This window comes from Pigmentiphaga kullae, from assembly GCF_004216695.1.
GTDB lineage: Bacteria > Pseudomonadota > Gammaproteobacteria > Burkholderiales > Burkholderiaceae_B > Pigmentiphaga > Pigmentiphaga kullae.
Genome location: NZ_SGXC01000001.1, coordinates 347,607 through 368,390, shown reverse-complemented (window position 1 = coordinate 368,390; position 20,784 = coordinate 347,607). Strand labels below are relative to the sequence as shown.

Genomic DNA, 20,784 nt, shown 5'->3' with positions numbered 1-20,784 from the left:
TCGGCTATTGCGTGGCCGTATCGGCCTTGGCGCCGTCCCGCGCCGTGGCCAGGGCGTCCGCGTGCCAGCCGCCGCCCAGCGCGGCGATCAGGTTCACGCTGGCGGTCAGGCGATTGCCCAGCAATGACAGCGCGGTGCGCTCGTTGCTGAGGGCCGAGGTCTGCACGGTTACCACGCTCAGGTAGTCGATCAGGCCGGACTCGAACTGGTTGGTCGTGAGCCGCAGCGATTCGCGCGCGGCATCCAGCGCCCGCTGCTGCACGACCTGTTCTTCCTCCATCACGCGCAGTTGCGAAAGGTAGTTCTCCACCTCGCCCAGCGCGGACAGCACGGTCTGCCGGTAGGCCGCCACCTGCTGGTCGTAGGTGGCTTCGGCCTGCCGGGTCTGCGCGCGGCGCAGGCCGGCGTCGAACAGCGGCGCGGCCAGCGAGGGCCCCAGCGACCAGAAGCGCGCCGGCGCGGTCAGCCAGTCCGAGAATTGCGAGCTGCGGTAGCCCAACGAGGCCGACAGGGTCAGCGACGGGAAGTAGGCCGCCTTGGCGACGCCGATGCGGGCATTGGCGGCCTGGACCTGGCGTTCGGCCGCGGCGATGTCGGGCCGGCGCTCCAGCAGTTCCGAGGGCAGGCCCACCGGAACCGCCGGCAGCGTGGCCTGGAAGGTCGTGGGGGCCAGGCTGAACTCGGACGGCGGCTGGCCGGCCAGGATGGCGATGGCGTGCTCGAGTTGGGCACGCTGCCAGCGCAGGTCCACGGCCTGGGCCCGCGTCGATTCCAGCTGGGTACGGGCCTGGGCGATCTCGGCCTTGGCCGAGACGCCCACCGCATAGCGGTTCTCGTTCAGGCGCAGCGAGCGTTCATAGACCTTGATGGTGGCCTCCAGCAGGCGGTGCTGCTCGTCCATGATGCGCAACTGGAAGTAGTTGCGCGCCAGTTCGGCCTGCGCGCTCAGGTGGGCGTTGGCCAGGTTGGCCGCGCTGGCCTGCGCGCTGGCGGTGTCGGCTTCGACGCTGCGGCGGATGCGGCCCCACAGGTCGGCTTCCCAACTGGCCGTGGCGCTCATGCTGTACTGGTTGCGGATGCTTTGCGAGCCGCCCTGGCTGATGACCACGCCGCTGCTGTTGGTGGTGGTGCTGCTGCTCGTGCCGGTGCCGCTGCGCGTGGCCGAGGCGCTGCCGTTCAGCGTGGGGAACTGGCCGGCGCGGGTGGCCTGCACCGTGGCCAGCGCCTGCCGGTATTGCGCCTCGGCCTGGGCGATGGTCTGGTTGGCGGTCTCGACCTGGGCCATCAGGCGCGACAGTTCGGGGTCGCCGTAGACCTCCCACCACGGGCCGCGGCCGACGTCGTCGCGGGGCTCGGCGGCCTTCCAGCCGGCGGCTTCCTTGAACTGGACGCCGCTGTTCACGGTCGGCCGCACGTAGTCGGGTCCCATCGCGCATCCGGCCAGCAGGGCGGCCAGCGCGGCGCATACGGCAAGGCGCGCGCCGCCGGCCCGCGGCGGGCGGCGGCCGGAAAGCGGTGCAGGGCGGGGCGTGCCCGCCACGGCGGGCCACGTCTTGGTCATAGATTGTCTCCGGGTAGCGCGAGGCCCGCCGATCGCGGCCGGCCCCAGCGCCGTTGCGCCCGCCAGTGCAGGCGGTCGAGGTACAGATAGACCACGGGGGTGGTGAACAGGGTCAGCAACTGGCTGACGACCAGCCCGCCGACGATGGTGATGCCCAGCGGCTGGCGCAGTTCGGCGCCGGCGCCGGTGCTGATCACCAGCGGCACGGCGCCCAGGATGGCCGCCATGGTGGTCATCAGGATGGGACGAAAGCGCATCAGGCAGGCTTCGTGGATGGCATCGCGCGAACTCAGCCCGCGCCGCCGTTCGGCGTCCAGCGCGAAGTCCACCATCATGATGGCGTTCTTCTTGACGATGCCGATCAGCAGGAACACCCCGATCAGCGCGATCAGCGAGAATTCCCGGCCCAGCATCATCAGCGCCAGCAGCGCGCCCAGCCCGGCCGAGGGCAGGGTGGACAGGATGGTCAGCGGATGGATGTAGCTCTCGTAAAGCATGCCCAGCACCAGGTACATGGTGACCAGCGCGGCCAGAATCAGCCAGGGCTGGGCGCTCAGCGACGATTGCAGCGCCTTGGCGCTGCCGGCGAAGCCCGACTGGATCTCGGTGGTCGGCAGGCTGATGCGGGCGACCGCCTCGTTGACGGCGCGCGTGGCCTGCTCCAGCGATACGCCCGGGGCCAGGTTGAACGAGACCGTGTCGGCGGCGAACTGGCTCTCGTGCGAGACGCTCAGCGGCGCGTTGGTGGTGCGCCATTTCGCGAAGGCGGACAGCGGCACCCGGGCGCCGGTCGAGGTGACGACGGTGACCTGTTGCAGCGCGTCCGCGTTCTGGGCGAAGCGCTGGTCCACCTCCATGACCACCCGGTACTGGTTGAGCGGGTTGTAGATGACCGAGACCTGCCGCTGGCTGAACGAATTGTTCAGCACCGCGGCGATCATGGACATGTTTACCCCCAGCCGCGTCGCGGTCTCGCGGTCGATCTCCAGCGAGATCTGCCGGCCCTTGTCCTCGACGTCCACGTCGACGTCGGCCAGCTCGGGCAGCGCGGCCAGCGCGCGCGTCACGCGCGGCATCCAGGTGCGCAGCGCCGACAGTTCCGAGGCCTTCAGCGAATACTGGTAGCTGGAGTTGGACATGCGCGCCCCGATGCGTATGTCCTGGTTGGGCATCAGGAACATGCGCGCGCCGGGCACGTTGCCCAGCCTGCCCCGCAGCCGGTTCATCACCTCGTCGACCGACACCTTGCGCTCGGCCAGCGGCTTGAGCTGGATCATCATGAAGCTGGTGTTGCTGCCGCCGCGTCCGCCGCTGTAGCCGACCATGCTCTCGACCGCCGGGTCGGCCAGCACCACCTTGCGGAAGTGTTCCAGCTTGGGGCGCATGGCCTGGAAGGACGTGCCCTGGTCCGCGCGGATGAAGCCCATGAGCTGGCCCGTGTCCTGCTGCGGGAAGAAGCCCTTGGGCACTTTCACGTACAGGTAGACGTTGAGTCCGATCACCACGCCCAGCACGATCAGGGTCAGCAGCGAGTGGCGCAGCACCCAGTGCAGCGCGCGGCCGTAGCCCCGCGCCATGCCGCTGAAGCCGGCGTCGAGCAGGCGCGAGATCCGTCCCGGGGGCCGCTGCTCGCGCGCGGGGCGCAGCATGCGCGCGCACATCATGGGCGTCAGCGTGACCGACACGATCAGCGACATCAGGATGGCGGCCGACAGCGTGACGGAGAACTCGCGGAACAGCCGGCCGACGATGTCGCCCATCAGCAGGATGGGGATGAACACCGCGATCAGCGACAGGCTCATCGACAGCACCGTGAACCCGACCTCGCGCGAGCCCACCAGGGCCGCCCGCAGCGGCGACATGCCCGCCTCCAGGTGCCGCGAGATGTTCTCCAGCACGACGATGGCGTCGTCCACCACGAAACCGGTGGCGACGATCAGCGCCATCAGCGACATGGTGTTGAGCGAGTAGCCGCACAGGTACATCACGGCGAAGGTGGCAATGAGCGAGACCGGCACCGCCACGCTGGGAATGATGGCGGCGCGGACGTTGCGCAGGAACAGCAGCACCACCAGGATGACCAGGATGACGGCGATGATGAGCGTGTGCTCGGCCTCGGCCAGCGAGGCGCGGATGCTGGGCGTGCGGTCCTGCGCCACGGTCAGCGCGACGTCGCCCGGCAGCAGCGCCCGCATCTGCGGCAGTGCTTCGCGGATGCGGTCCACCGTCTCGATGATGTTGGCGTCTGCCTGGCGCCCCACCACCAGCAGGATGGCCGGGCTGTTGTTCAGGAAGCCCATGTTGAAGAGGTCTTCCACCGAGTCCTCGACCCGCGCCACGTCGCTCAGCATCACGGGCGAGCCGTTGCGGTACGCCACGATCAGCCCGCGATACTCGCGTGCCTTGCGCAACTGGTCGTTGGTGGCGACCTGCCAGCTGGTCTCGTCGTTCTCGAGCACGCCCTTGGGGCCGCGCGCGTTGGCGTTGTTCAGCGCGGTGCGCACTTCGTCCAGCGCGATGCCGTACTGGTTGAGCGCGGTCGGGTTCAGTTCCACCCGCACCGCGGGAAGCGAGCTGCCGCCCACCTGGACGTCGCTGACGCCCTTGATCTGCGCGATGCGCTGCGCCAGGATGGTCGAGCCCACGTCGTAGAGCTGACCCTGGTCCAGCGTGGGCGAGGTCAGCGCCAGCACCATGATGGGCGCCGAGGCGGGGTTGCGCTTGGTGTAGGTCGGATTGCTGCGCAGCGCGCTGGGCAGCATGGTGCGCGCCGCGTTGATGGCGCCCTGCACGTCGCGCGCGGCGCCGTCGATGTCGCGGCTCAGGTCGAATTGCAGCGTGATGCTGGCCGAGCCCTGGGTGCTGCGCGAGGTCATCTCGCTGATCCCGGCGATGCTGCCCAGCGCGCGCTCCAGCGGCGTGGCGACGCTGGAGGCCATGGTCTCGGGGCTGGCGCCGGGCAGGCTGGCGCGCACCGATATCGTGGGGAAGTCCACCTGCGGCAAGGGCGCGACCGGCAGCTTGACGAAGGCCAGGGCGCCGGCCAGCACCACGGCGATGGCCAGCAGCACCGTGGCCACCGGCCGCATGATGAACGGCGCGGAGATGTTCATGGCGTGCCGCCCGGCTGGCCCAGCGAGGCCGTGCGCCGCTCGCGCCTGCGGTTCATCGCGTGTCCCAGGCGGTCGAACATCAGGTAGATGACCGGCGTCGTGAACAGCGTCAGCAACTGGCTGACCAGCAGGCCGCCCACCATCACGATGCCCAGGGGCTGGCGCAGCTCGGCGCCGCTACCGGTGCTCAGCATCAGCGGCACGGCGCCGAACAGCGCGGCGAAGGTGGTCATCAGGATGGGCCGGAAGCGCAGCAGCGCCGCCTGGTGGATGGCTTCGCGCGGCGCCATGCCCTGCTTGCGCTCGGCCTCGAGCGCGAAGTCGATCATCATGATGGCGTTCTTCTTCACGATGCCGATCAGCAGGATGATCCCGATGATGCCGATCATGTCCAGGTCGCTGCCCGCGATCATCAGCGCCAGCAGCGCGCCCACGCCGGCCGAGGGCAGGGTGGACAGGATGGTGATGGGGTGGATGTAGCTTTCGTACAGCACGCCCAGCACGATGTACATCGTGGCGATGGCGGCCAGGATCAGCAGCAGGGTGCTGTTCAGCGACGACTGGAAGGCCTGGGCCGCGCCCTGGAAGCTGGTCTGGATGCCCAGCGGCATGCCGATCTCGCGTTCGGCCTGCAGGATGGCGTCGACCGCGCCGCTGAGCGAGGCGCCGTGGGCCAGGTTGAACGAGACCGTGGCCGACGGGAACTGCCCCAGGTGGCTGATCGACAGCGCGGTGGTCCGTTCGGACACCCGCACGATGTTGGTCAGCGGCACCTGCGCGCCGTCGGTGGTCGCCACGTAGATCTGCGACAGCGACGACGGATCCTGCCGGAACTGCGGCGCGACCTCCAGCACCACGCGGTACTGGTTGGCCTGGGTGAAGATGGTCGATATCAGCCGCTGGCCCAGCGCGTCGTACAGCGCGTTGTTGATGTCGGCCGCGGTCACGCCCAGCCGCGAGGCGGCGTTGCGGTCGATTTCGACATAGGTCTGCAGGCCGCGGTCCTGCAGGTCGTGGGTCACGTCGGCCAGTTGCGGCAGCTGCCCGAGCCGGTCGACCAGCTTGCGCGTCCAGGTGCCCAGCGTGTCCAGGTCGGGGTCCTGCAGCGTGAACTGGTACTGGGTGCGGCTGACGCTGTCCTCGATGGTCAGGTCCTGCACCGGCTGCATGTACAGCCGCAGGTCTTCCACCTTGTCCAGTTGCGGTTGCAGGCGGGCGATCACCTGCGCTGCCGAGGCGCTGCGTTCGTCGTGGGGTTTCAGGTTGATCTGCAGGCGGCCGGCGTTGAGCGTGGCGTTGGTGCCGTCCACGCCGATGAAGGACGACAGGCTGGCCACGTCGGGATCGCGCAGGATGATGTCCGCCGCCGCCTGCTGGCGCCGCGCCATGGCGGCGAAGGACACCGACGGCGAGCTTTCGCTGATGGCCTGGATGACGCCGGTGTCCTGCTGGGGGAAGAAGCCCTTGGGGATCACGACGTACAGCAGCACCGTCAGCAGCAGCGTGCCCAGCGCGACCAGCAGCGTCAGCGGCTGGTGCGACAACACCCAGCGCAGCATGCGGTCGTAGCCGGCGATGATGCGGTCGAACCATTCGCCGCTCTTGCGGTAGAACCAGCCCTGCTGCTCGTCCGGGATGTGGCGCAGGTACTTCGAGCACATCATGGGGGTCAGGCTGAGCGAGACCACCAGCGAGATCAGGATCGAGACCGCCAGCGTGATGGCGAACTCGCGGAACAGCCGGCCGATCACGTCGCCCATGAACAGCAGGGGAATCAGCACGGCGATCAGCGAGAAGGTGAGCGAGATCAGCGTGAAGCCGATCTGCGCCGCGCCCTTCAGGGCGGCCTGCACCGGCGTCTCGCCCTGCTCCAGGTAGCGGGCGATGTTCTCGATCATGACGATGGCGTCGTCCACCACGAAGCCGGTGGCGATGGTCAGCGCCATCAGCGTGAGGTTGTTGACGCTGAAGCCGGCCAGGTACATGACGCCGAAGGTGCCGATCAGCGACAGCGGGACGACCACGCTGGGGATGATGGTGGCCGTGAGGTTGCGCAGGAACACGAAGGTGACCATGACCACCAGCGCCACCGCCAGCATCAGTTCGAACTGCACGTCCTTGACCGAAGAGCGGATGGATTCGGTGCGGTCCGACAGCACGGCCACGTCCAGCGTGCTGGGCAACGCCGCCTGCAGGTCGGGCAGCAGCTTGCGGATGTTGTCCACCACCTGGATCACGTTGGCGCCGGGCTGGCGCTGCACGTTCAGCAGGATGGCCGGCTGGCCGTCGGCCCAGGCGGCCTGGCGGATGTTCTCGGCGTCGCGCTCGATCTCGGCCACGTCCGACAGCCGCACCGGCGCGTTGTTGGCGTAGGCGATGATCAGGTCGCGGTACTGCTCGATGGTCTTCAACTGGTCGTTGGCATCGAGCGTGGTGGCGCGGCTGGGGCCGTCGAAATTGCCCTTGGGCTGGTTGACGTTGGCGCCGGTGATGGCGGTGCGGATGTTGCTCAGGTTCAACCCCACCGAGGCCAGGGCGCGCGGGTTCGCGCGGATGCGCACGGCCGGGCGCTGGCCGCCGGCGATGCTGACCAGGCCCACGCCCGAGACCTGCGAGATCTTCTGCGCCATGCGCGTGTCCACCAGGTCGCGCACCTGATAGAGCGGCAGCGTGGGCGAGCTGATCGCCAGCGTCAGGACCGGCGTGTCGGCGGGATTGACCTTGTTGTAGATGGGCGGCGCGGGCAGGTCGTTGGGCAGCAGGTTCGAGCCGGCGTTGATGGCGGCCTGGACTTCCTGCTCGGCCACGTCCAGCTGCAGGTCGAGATTGAACTTCAGGGTGATGACCGAGGCGCCGCCCGAACTGATGGACGACATCTGGTTCAGGCCGGGCATCTGGCCGAACTGGCGCTCCAGCGGCGCCGTCACCAGCGAGGTCATGACGTCGGGGCTGGCGCCGGGATATTGCGTGACCACCTGGATGGTGGGGTAGTCGACCTCGGGCAGGGCCGAGACCGGCAGCAGCTTGTAGGCGATCAGGCCGGACAGCAGGATCGCCACCATCGCCAGCGACGTGGCGATGGGGCGCAGGATGAACAGCCGCGACGGATTCATGGCGCGGCGCGCCCGTTGCCGCGGCGGCGCGTGCCCTGGCCGGCGCCGCGCTGCAACTGCGAGCCGGCGGCCTCGGGAACGGCCTCGCTGCCCGTCACGACCTGGACCTGTGCGCCGTCGCGCAGGCGGTCCACGCCCTCGACCACGATGCGGTCACCGGGCTTGAGCCCCTCCTGCACCGATACGCGCTCGCCGTCGCTCGGGCCGAGCTTGATCACGCGCAGCGACACGGTGTTGTCGTCGTTGACGACGTAGACGAAGGTGCCCGGCGTGCCGCGCTGCACCGCGCCCGCGGGAATGACCGTGGCGCCGGCCAGCGTGCGCACGTGCATGCGGGCGTTGACGAACTGGTTGGGGAACAGGCTTTCGTCCTTGTTCTCGAAGCGGGCCTTGAGCTTGACCGTGCCGGTGGTCGTGTCGATCTGGTTGTCCACCGTGGTCAGCACGCCGTCGGCGAGGTGGCGCACGTCGGCCCGGTCGTAGGCCTGGACGGCCAGCGTCTTGCCCGCCCGCAGCTGGGTCAGCACATCGGGCAGGTCGCCTTCGGCGATGGTGAACAGCAGCGAGATGGGCTGCGTCTGGGTGATGATGACCAGGCCATTGGTATCGCTGCTGCGCACGAGGTTGCCCAGGTCGACCTGGCGCAGGCCCAGGCGGCCGGAAATCGGCGCGGCGACGCGGGTGTAGTCGAGTTGCAGCCTGGCGTTGTCCACCGCCGCCTGGTTGGTCTTGAGCGTGCCTTCGTACTGGCGCACCAGGGCGACCTGCGTGTCCACCTGCTGGCGCGCGATCGAGTCCTGCGCGTACAGCGTCTGGTAGCGCTCGAGGTCGCGCCGTGCGTTGTCGAGCTGCGCGCGGTTCTGTTCCAGCGTGCCCTGGGCCTGGGCCAGCGCGACCTGGTAGGGGCGCGGGTCGATCTGCACCAGCAGGTCGCCGGCCTTGACGAGCTGGCCTTCCTGGAAAAAGATCTTCTGCAGTTCACCGTCGACCTTGCTGCGCACCGTGGCCGTGTTGTAGGCGGTGACCGTGCCCAGCGCCTTCAGGTAGACCTTCATGTCTTCGGCCCGGGCGGGCGAGACCCGGACCGGCGTGGCGGCCTGGAAGCCGCCCGGTCCGCCGGCTCCACCCGGCCCGCGCGGCGCGCCGGCGCCCGGCCTGCCCGCCTCGGGCGCCGCCTGCTGGCGCGCATGCCACCACCAGTATCCGCCGCCGGCCAGGGCGACCACGACCGCCAGCCAGAGCCAGCGCTGTTTTTTCTTGCCGTTCGACGTGGAAGAAGACGGAGCCCGTTCGGGCTGGGGGGGGATATCGGCCATGGAGTTCCAGATAAGGCTTGCCTGATTCGCGCCGCGCGGAAAATGCCCCGGTTCGCGGCGCCCTCTAAGGTATTCCAGTTGCGGCGCAATGTGTTGACAAGAAGCCCCGGTTTGAAATCGATCGAAATCGTTTGTTGCCTCAGTTTCGACATTCTGCCCGTGGCCTTGCGCGCAAACCGGCTGGGAATTGCCCTGGGGTGCGCGCCACGGCCAATGCGACCACCGAGGCGGCCCCGGCCATCCGCAGCGCGGCCGCCGCCGCGTGCAGGGTGCTGCCCGTGGTCATGACGTCGTCCACCAGCCCGACGCGCAGCCCGCGGGCCTGCGGCGCGCAAGCATACAGCCCCCGCACCGCCTCGCGCCTGCCCAGGCGCCCCAGGCCGCTCTGCTTGGCCTGTTCGCGGCTGCGGCGCAGCAGGTCGTGGCGCACCGGCAGCCCCAGGTCGCGGCCCAGGGCGCGGGCGATCTCGGCGGCGGGATTGAAACCGCGACGCCGCAACGAGGCGGACGAGGCCGGAATGGGAACCACTACGGTTCCGGGTTCCAGGGGCTGCGCCTGGTGGCGCACGGCTTCGGCCAGCAGGTTGCCCAGCAGGTCGGCCCGGCCGTAGCGGCGGCCGTTCTTCAATTGCAGCACCAGGGCGTCGGCCGGCGGCGCGTAGTCGAAGGCAATGATGGTGCGCGAGAACGCGGGCGCGAGTCCGTCGCAGTCGGGGCAGGCGGTGTCGTGTTCCGGCAGGGGCAGCGCGCAGCGGGCGCAGCGCCACGGCAGGCCCAGGTCCGGCGGGTTGCGGGCGGTCCGGCAGACGGCGTCCTCGCAGGCGGCGCACAGCATGCCGCCCTGGCTGCGGCCGGCGCACAAAGGGCAGTCGGACGGCACGAGCGCGCGCAGGCGCGCCGCCAGGTGCCGCCAGCGCGGCATGGGAGAGGGTCCGGGCATGAAAAACCTGTCGGTGGCATCATGGAGGGTGGACGCGGCCGCCGCGTCCGGGCGCTTTGCGCCGCAGTTTAGGAATTCCTTGGATTTTCGTGCGTGTTGCAATGACAGAAAGCTCCCATCCAGAACGCCTGCCGACGCTGCCGCTGGCGCGCGAGCACGTCGCGCTGCAGTTCGGACGCCGGGGCGACCTGGAGGCCGCGCAGTTCCTGTACGGCGAGATCGGCGCCCGCATGTTCGAGCGCCTGGAATACATCCGGCTGGCGCCCAAGGCCATGCTGGACGCGGGTTGCGGCGCCGGCGCGGCGCTGGAGCGCCTCCAGGCGCGTTATCCCGCGGCCGCCTACACCGGCGTGGACCTGAGCGCGGCCGTGCTGGCCCATGCGCGCCGGCTGCACCTTCCTTCGTCGATGGGCGCCCGCCTGCGCCATTCCGCGCTCAAGCTGGCCGGCCGCGGCGCGCCGCCGCTGCCGGCGTTCGTCCAGGCCGACATGGCCGCCACGGGCCTGCCGCCCGAGTCGCTGGACCTGGTCTGGTCCAACATGGCGCTGCACTGGCACCCCGAACCGCACGCGGTGCTGGCCGAATGGCGCCGCCTGCTGCGCGTGGGCGGGCTGGCGATGTTCAGCTGCCTGGGGCCCGCGACGTTCCGCGAGCTGCGCGAAGCGGTGGCGCGGGCCGGCCTGGATACGGCCACGCCCGGGTTCGTCGACATGCACGACTTCGGCGACCTGCTGATCGAGAACGGCTTCGCGGACCCGGTCATGGACCAGGAGGTGCTCACCTTCACCTACCGGCACGCCGACAGCCTGCTCGACGACGTGGGGCGGCTGGGCGGCAATCCGGCGCGGGGCCGCAGGCGGGGCCTGGCCACGCCGGCGTGGCGCGCCCGGCTGGTCGAGGCCATCGAGGCCGGACGCGGGCCGGACGGCCTGATCCGCCTGACGGCCGAGGTCGCGTACGGCCATGCGTGGCGGGCCGCGTCGTACCGGTCGGCCCCTGGCCAGACGCATATTCCGGTCTCGTCCATAGGCCGCGGCGGGGTGCGCTGAGCCTGCTCAAAGCGCCTCGGGTTGCTGGTCCTGTCTGGCACCCCGTATAATCCTGCGATTCTATGCGCTGGCAACATAATTATTTCCAGGGCGCATGGTGAGGAGTTTTGTGGCGGTGGGGGCCCGCGCAAGCTGCGCACGGTGTCGGCTGCCTGAATAACACTAAACGCTGTTCTTCGAGGTCGGACATGAAGAAGTGGTTGGGTGGGTCGTTGGGGGCGTTGATGGCCAGCATGCTGGCCGGCAACGCAGCATTTGCCGTCAACGACAGCGTGGGCGGCCCGAAAGTCAATCAGCTCAATCTGCACGAGCCTGTCACCAGCATCGCGGCGCAGATCGAATGGCTGCACTGGATGATGCTGGCCATCTGTATGGTCATCTTCATCGCCGTGTTCGCGGTGATGTTCTATTCCATCTGGGCGCACCGCAAGTCGCGCGGGGCCAAGCCCGCGTCGTTCCACGAGAGCATAGGCGTCGAAGTCGCCTGGACCGTGATTCCGTTCCTGATCGTCATCGGCATGGCTCTGCCGGCCACCAAGACGGTGGTCGCGATGAAGGACACGTCCAATGCCGACCTGACCGTGAAGGCCACCGGCTACCAGTGGAAATGGGGCTACGACTACCTGAACGGCGAAGGCGAGGGCATCTCCTTCCTGTCCAACCTGTCCACCCCGATCGAGCAGCGCAACGGTACCGAGCCCAAGGGCGACAACTACCTGATCGAGGTCGACAATCCCCTGGTCGTGCCGGTCAACAAGAAGGTCCGCGTCATCACCACCGCCAACGACGTCATCCACGCCTGGATGGTGCCGGCCTTCGGCGTCAAGCAGGATGCCATTCCCGGCTTCGTGCGCGACACCTGGTTCCGTGCCGAGAAAACCGGTGAATTCCGCGGCCAGTGCGCGGAACTGTGCGGCAAGGACCACGCCTTCATGCCCATCGTCGTGAAGGTCGTGTCCCAGGAAGACTATAGTAAGTGGGTCGAGGAGCAGAAGGCCAAGCTGGCCGCGCAAGCCGACGATCCCAACAAGACCTGGACGGCCGACGAACTGAAGACCCGCGGCGAAAAGGTGTTCGCGTCCAATTGCGTGGCCTGTCACCAGGCCAACGGCAAGGGCGTGCCGGGCACCTTCCCCGCGCTGGACGCCGACCCGACCGTACTGGGCCCCAAGGACAAGCAGATCGAAACCTTGCTGAAGGGCCGTCCCGGCACCGCCATGGCCTCGTTCGCGCACTTGTCCGACGTCGAGATCGCCGCGGCCATCACCTACACCCGCCATGCCTGGAGCAACGCGGGCAAGGGCCAGGATCCCGTCGTGCAGCCCGCCGATGTGAAGTCGGCCCGTTAAGGACGCGCGGCCGCCCCCGGCGGGCGGCCATGCAGTACCGGTTCAGTTTTCACATATTGAGCGCCTTCGTCACGATAGCGAAGACAGCAGTACGGAGCAGCAAGGAGCCATCATGAGCAGCACCGCGATCGATCACGCCCACGGGCACGATCATGACGACCACGCCCACGGTCATCCGACTGGCTGGCGGCGTTGGCTGTTCGCCACGAACCACAAAGATATCGGTACGATGTACCTGATCTTTTCCTTCACGATGCTGCTGGAAGGCGGACTGCTCGCGCTGCTGCTGCGCACCGAGCTGTTCGAGCCGGGCATCCAGTTCTTCCAGCCCGAGCTGTTCAACCAGTTCACCACCATGCACGGCCTGATCATGGTGTTCGGCGCGATCATGCCGGCCTTCGTGGGTTTCGCGAACTGGATGATCCCGCTGCAGATCGGCGCCTCGGACATGGCCTTCGCGCGGATGAACAACTTCAGCTTCTGGCTGCTGCCCGTGGCCGCCATCCTGCTGACGGTCTCGTTCTTCGTGCCCGGCGGCGCCACCGCCGCGGGCTGGACGCTGTACGCGCCGCTGTCGGTCCAGATGGGACCGGGCATGGACTTCGCGATCTTCGCGGTCCACATCATGGGCGCCTCGTCCATCATGGGCTCGATCAACATCATCGTGACCATCCTGAACATGCGCGCGCCCGGCATGACGTTGATGAAGATGCCGCTGTTCTGCTGGACCTGGCTCATCACCGCCTACCTGCTGATCGCCGTGATGCCCGTGCTGGCCGGCGCGATCACCATGGTGCTGACCGACCGCCACTTCGGCACCTCGTTCTTCAACGCGGCCGGCGGCGGCGACCCGGTCATGTACCAGCACATCTTCTGGTTCTTCGGGCACCCCGAGGTCTACATCATGATCCTGCCGGCGTTCGGCATCGTGTCGGCCATCGTCCCGGTGTTCGCCCGCAAGCGCCTGTTCGGCTATGCCTCCATGGTGTACGCCACGGCCTCGATCGCCATCCTGTCGTTCATCGTGTGGGCCCACCACATGTTCACGACCGGCATGCCCGTCACCGGCCAGCTCTTCTTCATGTACGCGACCATGCTGATCGCGGTGCCCACCGGCGTGAAGATCTTCAACTGGCTGGCCACCATGTGGCGCGGCTCCATGACCTTCGAGACGCCGATGCTGTTCGCGATCGGCTTCATCTTCGTGTTCACGATGGGCGGCTTCACCGGCCTGATCCTGGCCGTCGCGCCCATCGACATCCAGGTGCAGGACACCTACTACGTGGTGGCGCACTTCCACTACGTGCTGGTGGCCGGTTCGCTGTTCGCGCTGTTCGGCGGCACCTACTACTGGCTGCCCAAGTGGACGGGCGTGATGTACGACGAGAAGCTGGGCAAGATCCACTTCTGGTCGTCGCTGATCTCGTTCAACGTCACCTTCTTCCCGATGCACTTCCTGGGCCTGGCCGGCATGCCCCGCCGCTATGCGGACTACGCCGCCCAGTTCACCGACTTCCACCAGATCGCCACCATCGGCGCCTTCTGGTTCGGCCTGTCGCAACTGCTGTTCCTGTACGTCGTGCTGAAGGCCTACCGGGGCCATGGCGAGCCCGCTCCCGCCAATCCCTGGGGCGCCGAGGACGGCGGCCTGGAATGGACCCTTCCTTCGCCGGCGCCGTACCATTCGTTCGAAACGCCGCCCCAGGTCAAGTAGATGGTCACGTCCGAGCAGCGCCGCCGCAACCGGCGCACGGGCCTTGCACTCGCAGCTCTGGTCGCCGCTTTTTTCCTGGCGGTGATCCTGCGCAAGGTCTTCCTCGGCTGACCCGATACGTGTCGCAGGTGCCCCCATGACGCCTCCCGACTCCAGGCAACCCGCCAAGCCGGCATCCGACAACCGTCGGATGCTGGGCAAGCTGGCCGTCATCATCGCGATGATGTTCGGCTTCGGCTATGCACTGGTTCCGATGTACCGCGCCATTTGCGAGGTAACCGGCATCAACGTGTTGACCAAGGTCGATGCCGATGCCGCCGCCTTCGCGCGCAATACGCAGGTCGACACCAGCCGCACCGTCAAGATCGTGTTCGACGCGAACATCCACGGTCCGTGGCGGTTCCGTCCGGTGCAGTCGTCCATGGACGTCAATCCGGGCGAGCTGGCGACCATCGTCTACGAGATCGCCAACCAGCAGGACCGCGAAATGGCGGGGCAGGCCATCCCCAGCTATGCGCCCATGCTGGCCGGCCAGTATTTCAAGAAGCTGGAATGCTTCTGCTTTTCCCAGCAGGACCTGAAGGCGCGCGAGACGCGCCAGTTCCCGGTGGTGTTCGTGGTGGACCCCAAGCTGCCGAAGGACGTGCATACGATTACGCTGTCGTATACGTTCTTCGAGGTGGGAGCGCCGGCCGCCGACGCGCGGCCCGCCGCCCAGTCCGGAGACAAGAGTTGAGCGACGACCTGAAATCGGCGGCCGGCCGCAAACTCAATTTCTTCCAGACCCTGGGCGCGGTGCTGTGGTCCTTCACCGGCTTGCGGCGCGGAGCGGACTACCGCAACGACGCCGCCAAGCTCAATCCGATCTACGTCATCATCGCCGGTGTCGTGATGGCGGTGGTGTTTGTGGTAGTGCTGCTGCTGATCGTCAGGACGGTCGTCGGCTAGAAGAACAAAGACGGCCGGAAAGGCCGTCTCCGAATCATGTGCGGTTTTGTGGAATTCGCGAAGGAGAGTTGAGATGAGTGCAAGTCACTCGGTTTCGGGCAAGGAGGCGCCGTACTATTTCGTGCCGGCTCCATCCGTGCATCCCGCCACGGCCAGCCTGGCACTGCTGTTCTTCCTGCTGGGCATGGCCCTGTGGGTCAATAGCGTGAGCGTCGGCCCATGGTTCGTGCTGGCCGGCGTACTCGGCTTCCTCTTCGTGCTCTACCGCTGGTTCGGCGACGCCATCGCCGAATCCACCGGCGGGCTCTACAGCAAGCGCGTCGACGTCTCGTACCGCTGGAGCATGAGCTGGTTCATCTTCTCCGAGGTCATGTTCTTCGCGGCCTTCTTCGGCGCGCTGTTCTATGCCCGTGCGATCACGACGCCCTGGCTGTCCGACCTGGACACCCGCATGGTGCTGTGGCCCGATTTCGCCGGCGCCTGGCCCAATACCGGCCCGGCCGGCACCATCGAGCCCTTCACCGCGATGGGGCCCTTCTGGATCCCCACCATCAACACGGCCCTGCTGCTGACCTCGGGCGTGACGCTGACCATCTCGCATCATGCGCTGCTGGCCAGCAACCGCACCAAGGCCGCGCTGTGGCTGTTCATCACCATCCTGCTGGGCGCGACCTTCATGGGCTTCCAGGCCTATGAATACTTCCACGCCTACACCGAGCTGAACCTCAAGCTCACCTCGGGCGCCTTCGGCTCCACCTTCTACATGCTGACGGGTTTCCACGGTTTCCACGTCACCATGGGGGCGCTGATGCTGGCGGTGATGCTGCGCCGCCTGATCCGGGGCGATTTCACGGCCACCCACCATTTCGGCTTTGAAGGCGCCGCCTGGTACTGGCACTTCGTCGACGTGGTCTGGCTGGGCCTGTACCTCTTCGTCTACTGGTTCTAGAAGGGAGGTCCCCCCTACGCGCTTACGCGCGCCCAGCATGGTGAGCCCCCAGCCGCTACGCGGCAGCCCCCCGGGGGGGCCGGGGCCCGCCTTGGGGCGGCCCGGCGCCGGGCCCCGTAGGGGCGGCACTGGCGGACCGGAAGGGAAGCCCACCCCCAAGCGGCCGTTGGCCGCTCCCCCTCAAGGGGGCGGCACCGGCGGACCGGCAAAGCCGGATCCGCGGTGCCCTGGAATGGGGGGGCGGGTGTGTGAGGGAGCGTGGATCTGCCCTTGCGCGGCCTGCGACAGTTGGCCGCTTCCGGGGTGGGAGGGGCGCTGGCACACTAGCAGGCTGGGGCCTTCCGGTGGGCCAGACGGGGGCTAGCCCCTCGGAGTCGTCGGGGCCGTCCAGATGCCGCGCCGTCTGGCGCGGGCCGGTCAACGCAGGCCGGTGCTCTGGATCCAGCCCATCCAATGGGCGAACAGCACGAACAGGAACAACAGCACCGACAGGCCGATCCGGGCCGTCAGCGCATAGACCATACGCTTGCTATTGCCGGTATCCCTCATCAGGTAGATCAGGGCGGAACCCAAGCTGTACAGAATGCCGACGAAGGCTATGCCTACTATGATGCGCATCGAATCTCTCCTCCAGCCCGCGATTATGGCAGTCCGCGCGCTGCCGTGCGCTTCTTCCGCCGCATGAAACGCTCGGTCTCCGATCCTGCCGGCATGCCGGCGCCCCTCCCGGCGGCCGTCCGCAGGCGTGCTGGGGGCGGGTCGGTCCCGCTGGCCCTGGTGCTGCTGGCCGCCACGGTGGCGGTCACGGTCGCGCTGGGCCGCTGGCAACTCGGGCGGGCCGACGAGAAAGCGGCCACGCTGGCCGCCCTCGAAGCGGGCCGCACCCTGCCGCCGCTGGCGCTGGGGCCGGACCGCGCGGCCGATGACCTGATTCCCTGGCGCTCGGCCCAGGCCTCCGGCCACTGGCTGGCCGATCGGACGGTGCTGCTGGACAATCGCATGGCGGACGGCCGGCCGGGGTTCTGGGTCGTGACGCCGCTGGCGTTCGACGACGAGGGCCGGCAGGCCGTGGCCGTGCTGCGGGGCTGGCTGCCGCGTCCGGTGCCGGATGCCCCGGTAACCGTACGTACGCCGACCGGGCCGGTCACGGTGCGGGGCGAGCTCGTCCCGCGCGTGCCCCGCCTGTTCGAGCTGCCGGCCTTGAGCGGGCGCAAGCGCGACGAATTGGCATCGAGCCTGCCCGGCTGGCCGGGCGCGCCCCCCCGGGTGCAGAACCTGGAGCTGGGCACCTACGCCAAGGCCGCGGGCGTGGTCCTGCTGCCCGCCGTGCTTGAGCAGACCGGCGATGCGCCGGACGGGCTGGTCCGCGACTGGGCCGGTCCGCCTACCAATATAGACACGCACCGCGGCTATGCGTTGCAGTGGTTTTCGTTCGCGGCCATCGCCGCCATCGCCTTTGGAGTCATCCTTGTCCGAGTCCTCCGCCCGAAACGCTAGCGGCGCCGCCGCCCGGCCCCGGCGCTCGCTGTTCGCCCTGTACGCGGTGCTGGCGGTCTGCGCCGCGCCTGTGCTGGCGGCCGCGCTGGTCTATTTCCTGGAATGGCGCCCGGGCAGCGCCGGTACGAACTACGGCGACCTGGTCGAGCCGCAGCGACCGGTTCCGCCGGCCGAACAACTGCAATTGACGGATCTGGACGGCACCCCGTTCGACCTGCGCAGCCTGAACGGCAAGTGGGTCATGGTGGCCGCGCACGGCGGCGACTGCGGCGACGAATGCGCCAAGAAGCTCTACATCATGCGGCAGACGCATGCCAGCACGGGCAAGAACGTGGGCCGGATCGAGCGCGTTTGGCTGATCCTGGACGACGAGCCCGTGCCGACCATGGTCATCCGCGCCTACGAAGGCACCCACATGGTCCGGGCGCGGGCCGAGCAGGTGGGGCGTTTCCTTGCGCTGCCATCCGGCGTCGACGCCACGCCCGCCGCGCTCGGCCAGCACATCTGGCTGATCGACCCCCGCAACAACCTGATGCTGCGCTTCCCCGAGAATCCCGACCCCCTGCGCCTGCGCGAGGACATCGGCAAGCTGCTGCACGCTTCGCGCATCGGCTAGGGCGGGACCATGGACACGCAACGCCTCGACCAGGGAAGCTCCCGGATCCGCGCCCGCTACGCCAGGCTGGTGGCGATCACGATGTTCCTGACCTTCGACCTGATCATGTTCGGCGCCTTCGTGCGGCTGACCGATTCCGGCCTGGGCTGCCCCGACTGGCCGGGCTGCTACGGCAATGCGTCTCCCATCGGCGCGCGCCTCGACATCCACGCCGCCGCGACGGCCATGCCCGAGGGACCGGTTACACTATCCAAGGCCTGGATAGAGATGATCCACCGCTACGCGGGCACCCTGCTGGGCATGCTGATCATCGGCATCGTGTTCATGGCCTGGCGCCACCGCAAGGCACTGGCGCAATCTCCCTGGCTGGCCACGGTGATCCTGCCGGCGGTCTGCCTGCAGGGAGCCTTCGGCGCCTGGACCGTCACGCATCAGCTGATGCCGGCCGTGGTCACCGCCCACCTGCTGGGCGGCATCAGCCTGCTGGCGCTGCTGACCTGGCTGTCGGCCAGGCAGACGGTGCTGCCGGATATCGTGCCGGAAGCAGGACGTTGGCTGAAGTACGTGGCGGTCGGCCTGGCGCTGCTGTATACGCAGCTGGCGCTGGGCGGGTGGGTCAGCACGAACTACGCGGCGCTGGCCTGCATGGATTTCCCGACCTGTCACGGACAGTGGCTGCCGGACATGGACTTCCACGGCGGCTATTCGATCGTGCGCGGGCTGGGCGAACTGCCCTCGGGCGAGATCATCTCGCAAAGCGCGCTCACCGCCATCCACTGGACGCACCGCAATTTCGCGTTCGTGGTCCTGATCTATCTGGGCGCGCTGGCGTTCAGGCTGCGCCGCTACGAAGGCCTGCAGGGGCCGTCGCGAGCGCTGCTGGCCATGCTCGTGGTGCAACTGCTGACCGGGCTGACCAGCATTTTCCTGCAATGGCCTATAGTGATCGCCGTGTTGCATAACGGCGGGGCAGCCGTCCTGACCATCCTGTGCGTGACGCTGCTGGTCAGGCTGGGACGGGCCCGCCACGCGCCGGCGAACGGCGCGAGGGCCTACTGAAGTTCGGGAATCCTCATGGAAAGCATTACTGTGTCTACCGTCAGTCTGCGTCTTCGGCAATATTGGGTGCTGACCAAGCCTCGCGTCAGCCAGCTTGCCGTTTTCTGCGCGGTCATCGGCATGTTCCTGGCCACCCCCGCGGTGCCGCCGTGGCGGACGGTGATCGCGGCGACGATAGGCATCTGGCTGCTGGCGGCGGCCGCGTTTGCCATCAACTGCCTGATCGAAGAGCAGGTCGACGCGCGCATGGCCCGCACGGCCCACCGGCCCACCGCCCGGGGCGACATCGGCGCGCTGCAGATCATCGCCATGTCGGGCGTGGTCGGCGGCCTGGGCATGACGGTGCTCTACACCCTGGTCAATCCGCTGACCATGTGGCTGACCTTCGCCACCTTCGTCGGCTATGCCATCATCTATACCGTCATCCTGAAGCCCCGCACGCCGCAGAACATCGTCATCGGCGGCCTGTCCGGCGCCATGCCGCCCGCGCTGGGCTGGGCCGCCGTGGCCGACAGCGTCCCGGCCGAGGCCTGGCTGCTGGTGCTGATCATCTTCATCTGGACGCCGCCCCATTTCTGGGCCCTGGCGCTGTATCGCACCAAGGACTACGAAAACGCCGGCCTGCCCATGCTGCCCGTTACGCACGGCCAGAAGCTCACGCGGCTGCACATCCTGCTGTATTCCGTGGCGCTGTTCGCCACCACGCTGCTGCCCTACGTCATCCGCATGAGCGGCCTGGTCTACCTGGCCAGCGCCGTGGCCCTGGGCCTGGTGTTCGTGGGCTATGCCTGGAAGCTCTACCGCCACTACAGCGACGAGCTGGCGCGGCGCCTGTTCCGCTATTCGATCCTGTATCTGTCGCTGCTGTTCGCGGCGCTGCTGGTCGACCACTGGATGTGAGGTAGTCATGGCCGAGTTTGGTGTTTCCCGCCGTTTCGTCCTGCGCGCCGGCGCTGTCGCCGTGGCGGCGGCAATGTTGGCGGCTTGCGAGAAGAAGCCTTCGTTCAACAGCACGGATGTCAGCGGGTCGGACCTGGGCACCGATCTGTCGCTGACGGATTTCAACGGCCAGCCGCGCACGCTACAGGATTTCAAGGGCAAGGTCCTGGTGGTGTTCTTCGGCTTCGTGCAATGCCCCGACGTCTGCCCGACCGCGCTGGCCGAATTCGTGCAGGTCAAGAATAGCCTGGGCAAGGACGGCGACCGGCTCCAGGTGGCATTCGTGACCGTGGACCCCGAGCGCGACACGCCCGAAATCCTGCGCGCCTACGTGACCCAGTTCGATCCCAGCTTCCTGGGGTTGCGCGGCGACGCCGACGCCACCGCCCGCGTGGCCAAGTCCTTCAAGGTGTTCTACGCCAAGGTGCCCGGCAAGGAGCCCGGCTCCTACACCATGGACCACACGGCCGGCGTCTACATCTACGACCCCGAAGGCCACCTGCGCCTGTTCGCCCGCCACAATGCCGGCGCCGACGCCTTGACCAGCGACATTCGTCAGCTGTTGTAGAGGGAAGCCCCCCCTACCCGCTGACGCGGGCCCAGAATGGTGAGCCCCCAGCC

18 protein-coding genes are annotated in these 20,784 nt (G+C 68.1%); 12 read left to right on the top strand and 6 right to left on the bottom strand.

What is annotated here, in order from left to right; translation table 11 throughout:
* Window positions 1-4: 4 nt before the first annotated feature.
* The 5 genes from EV675_RS01795 to EV675_RS01775 form a co-directional block, all read right to left on the bottom strand.
* Window positions 5-1,561 (bottom strand): efflux transporter outer membrane subunit, encoded by a 1,557-nt coding sequence (locus EV675_RS01795; protein WP_130355719.1) that lies wholly within the window; start codon window positions 1,559-1,561, stop codon window positions 5-7.
* Window positions 1,558-4,674 carry a multidrug efflux RND transporter permease subunit gene (locus EV675_RS01790; RefSeq protein ID WP_130355718.1) on the bottom strand — a complete coding sequence of 1,039 codons (3,117 nt, stop codon included), beginning with the start codon at window positions 4,672-4,674 and terminating at the stop codon, window positions 1,558-1,560. The genes EV675_RS01795 and EV675_RS01790 overlap by 4 nt, the downstream gene beginning before the upstream one ends.
* Window positions 4,671-7,787: an MdtB/MuxB family multidrug efflux RND transporter permease subunit gene (locus EV675_RS01785; protein WP_130355717.1), complete on the bottom strand. Its 3,117-nt coding sequence runs from the start codon at window positions 7,785-7,787 to the stop codon at window positions 4,671-4,673. Before EV675_RS01785 ends, EV675_RS01790 begins: the two co-directional genes overlap by 4 nt.
* Complete coding sequence (locus tag EV675_RS01780) at window positions 7,784-9,103, bottom strand: MdtA/MuxA family multidrug efflux RND transporter periplasmic adaptor subunit (protein WP_130355716.1); 1,320 nt, start codon at window positions 9,101-9,103, stop codon at window positions 7,784-7,786. The genes EV675_RS01785 and EV675_RS01780 overlap by 4 nt, the downstream gene beginning before the upstream one ends.
* Window positions 9,104-9,242: 139 nt before the next feature.
* A complete protein-coding gene (locus EV675_RS01775; protein ID WP_242621302.1) occupies window positions 9,243-10,043 on the bottom strand; it encodes a ComF family protein in 801 nt (266 codons plus the stop codon).
* A 101-nt stretch (window positions 10,044-10,144) separates the two neighbouring features.
* Here EV675_RS01775 and EV675_RS01770 point away from each other — a divergent pair, with 101 nt between their 5' ends.
* From EV675_RS01770 to EV675_RS01745, 7 genes are all read left to right on the top strand, one after another.
* Window positions 10,145-11,092, top strand: a complete 948-nt coding sequence (locus EV675_RS01770) for a methyltransferase domain-containing protein (RefSeq protein WP_130355715.1) — start codon at window positions 10,145-10,147, stop codon at window positions 11,090-11,092.
* Between the two features lie 188 nt (window positions 11,093-11,280).
* Window positions 11,281-12,441 carry a cytochrome c oxidase subunit II gene (coxB, locus tag EV675_RS01765; RefSeq protein WP_130355714.1) on the top strand — a complete coding sequence of 387 codons (1,161 nt, stop codon included), beginning with the start codon at window positions 11,281-11,283 and terminating at the stop codon, window positions 12,439-12,441.
* 112 nt (window positions 12,442-12,553) lie between these two features.
* Window positions 12,554-14,155, top strand: a complete 1,602-nt coding sequence (ctaD, locus tag EV675_RS01760) for a cytochrome c oxidase subunit I (RefSeq protein ID WP_130355713.1) — start codon at window positions 12,554-12,556, stop codon at window positions 14,153-14,155.
* Window positions 14,156-14,266: a cytochrome oxidase small assembly protein gene (locus EV675_RS29905; RefSeq protein WP_238160194.1), complete on the top strand. Its 111-nt coding sequence runs from the start codon at window positions 14,156-14,158 to the stop codon at window positions 14,264-14,266.
* A 25-nt stretch (window positions 14,267-14,291) separates the two neighbouring features.
* Window positions 14,292-14,891 carry a cytochrome c oxidase assembly protein gene (locus EV675_RS01755; protein WP_130355712.1) on the top strand — a complete coding sequence of 200 codons (600 nt, stop codon included), beginning with the start codon at window positions 14,292-14,294 and terminating at the stop codon, window positions 14,889-14,891.
* Entirely contained in the window at window positions 14,888-15,103 is a 216-nt protein-coding gene (locus tag EV675_RS01750) for a DUF2970 domain-containing protein (RefSeq protein WP_087838631.1), read from the top strand. The genes EV675_RS01755 and EV675_RS01750 overlap by 4 nt, the downstream gene beginning before the upstream one ends.
* 73 nt (window positions 15,104-15,176) lie before the next feature.
* On the top strand, window positions 15,177-16,052 hold the full coding sequence (locus EV675_RS01745; protein WP_130355711.1) for a cytochrome c oxidase subunit 3: 876 nt from the start codon (window positions 15,177-15,179) through the stop codon (window positions 16,050-16,052).
* Window positions 16,053-16,469: 417 nt separating this feature from the next.
* Here the strand turns inward: EV675_RS01745 and EV675_RS01740 are convergent, their stop codons facing one another.
* Window positions 16,470-16,670 carry a twin transmembrane helix small protein gene (locus tag EV675_RS01740; RefSeq protein WP_130355710.1) on the bottom strand — a complete coding sequence of 67 codons (201 nt, stop codon included), beginning with the start codon at window positions 16,668-16,670 and terminating at the stop codon, window positions 16,470-16,472.
* A gap of 93 nt (window positions 16,671-16,763) precedes the next feature.
* Here EV675_RS01740 and EV675_RS01735 point away from each other — a divergent pair, with 93 nt between their 5' ends.
* From EV675_RS01735 to EV675_RS01715, 5 genes are read left to right on the top strand one after another with little or no spacing between them, the layout of a single operon-like run.
* A complete protein-coding gene (locus EV675_RS01735) occupies window positions 16,764-17,549 on the top strand; it encodes an SURF1 family protein (protein ID WP_130355709.1) in 786 nt (261 codons plus the stop codon).
* The gene (locus EV675_RS01730) at window positions 17,521-18,165 is read left to right on the top strand and encodes an SCO family protein (RefSeq protein ID WP_242621301.1); all 645 of its coding nucleotides are present in this window, start codon (window positions 17,521-17,523) and stop codon (window positions 18,163-18,165) included. Before EV675_RS01735 ends, EV675_RS01730 begins: the two co-directional genes overlap by 29 nt.
* A gap of 9 nt (window positions 18,166-18,174) precedes the next feature.
* Window positions 18,175-19,224, top strand: coding sequence for a COX15/CtaA family protein (locus EV675_RS01725; protein WP_130355708.1), 1,050 nt, complete (start codon window positions 18,175-18,177; stop codon window positions 19,222-19,224).
* A 15-nt stretch (window positions 19,225-19,239) separates the two neighbouring features.
* Window positions 19,240-20,124, top strand: a complete 885-nt coding sequence (gene cyoE / locus EV675_RS01720; RefSeq protein WP_130355707.1) for a heme o synthase — start codon at window positions 19,240-19,242, stop codon at window positions 20,122-20,124.
* 7 nt (window positions 20,125-20,131) lie between these two features.
* Window positions 20,132-20,731: an SCO family protein gene (locus EV675_RS01715; protein WP_130355706.1), complete on the top strand. Its 600-nt coding sequence runs from the start codon at window positions 20,132-20,134 to the stop codon at window positions 20,729-20,731.
* The last annotated feature ends 53 nt before the right edge of the window (window positions 20,732-20,784 follow it).

What these genes read in the sequence shown, in the direction of transcription:
- EV675_RS01795 (WP_130355719.1), bottom strand. Translation starts at nt 1,561, where the DNA reads ATGACCAAGACGTGGCCCGCCGTGGCGGGCACGCCCCGCCCTGCACCG.
- EV675_RS01790 (WP_130355718.1), bottom strand. Translation starts at nt 4,674, where the DNA reads ATGAACATCTCCGCGCCGTTCATCATGCGGCCGGTGGCCACGGTGCTG.
- EV675_RS01785 (WP_130355717.1), bottom strand. Translation starts at nt 7,787, where the DNA reads ATGAATCCGTCGCGGCTGTTCATCCTGCGCCCCATCGCCACGTCGCTG.
- EV675_RS01780 (WP_130355716.1), bottom strand. Translation starts at nt 9,103, where the DNA reads ATGGCCGATATCCCCCCCCAGCCCGAACGGGCTCCGTCTTCTTCCACG.
- EV675_RS01775 (WP_242621302.1), bottom strand. Translation starts at nt 10,043, where the DNA reads ATGCCCGGACCCTCTCCCATGCCGCGCTGGCGGCACCTGGCGGCGCGC.
- EV675_RS01770 (WP_130355715.1), top strand. Translation starts at nt 10,145, where the DNA reads ATGACAGAAAGCTCCCATCCAGAACGCCTGCCGACGCTGCCGCTGGCG.
- coxB (WP_130355714.1), top strand. Translation starts at nt 11,281, where the DNA reads ATGAAGAAGTGGTTGGGTGGGTCGTTGGGGGCGTTGATGGCCAGCATG.
- ctaD (WP_130355713.1), top strand. Translation starts at nt 12,554, where the DNA reads ATGAGCAGCACCGCGATCGATCACGCCCACGGGCACGATCATGACGAC.
- EV675_RS29905 (WP_238160194.1), top strand. Translation starts at nt 14,156, where the DNA reads ATGGTCACGTCCGAGCAGCGCCGCCGCAACCGGCGCACGGGCCTTGCA.
- EV675_RS01755 (WP_130355712.1), top strand. Translation starts at nt 14,292, where the DNA reads ATGACGCCTCCCGACTCCAGGCAACCCGCCAAGCCGGCATCCGACAAC.
- EV675_RS01745 (WP_130355711.1), top strand. Translation starts at nt 15,177, where the DNA reads ATGAGTGCAAGTCACTCGGTTTCGGGCAAGGAGGCGCCGTACTATTTC.
- EV675_RS01740 (WP_130355710.1), bottom strand. Translation starts at nt 16,670, where the DNA reads ATGCGCATCATAGTAGGCATAGCCTTCGTCGGCATTCTGTACAGCTTG.
- EV675_RS01735 (WP_130355709.1), top strand. Translation starts at nt 16,764, where the DNA reads ATGCCGGCGCCCCTCCCGGCGGCCGTCCGCAGGCGTGCTGGGGGCGGG.
- EV675_RS01725 (WP_130355708.1), top strand. Translation starts at nt 18,175, where the DNA reads ATGGACACGCAACGCCTCGACCAGGGAAGCTCCCGGATCCGCGCCCGC.
- cyoE (WP_130355707.1), top strand. Translation starts at nt 19,240, where the DNA reads ATGGAAAGCATTACTGTGTCTACCGTCAGTCTGCGTCTTCGGCAATAT.
- EV675_RS01715 (WP_130355706.1), top strand. Translation starts at nt 20,132, where the DNA reads ATGGCCGAGTTTGGTGTTTCCCGCCGTTTCGTCCTGCGCGCCGGCGCT.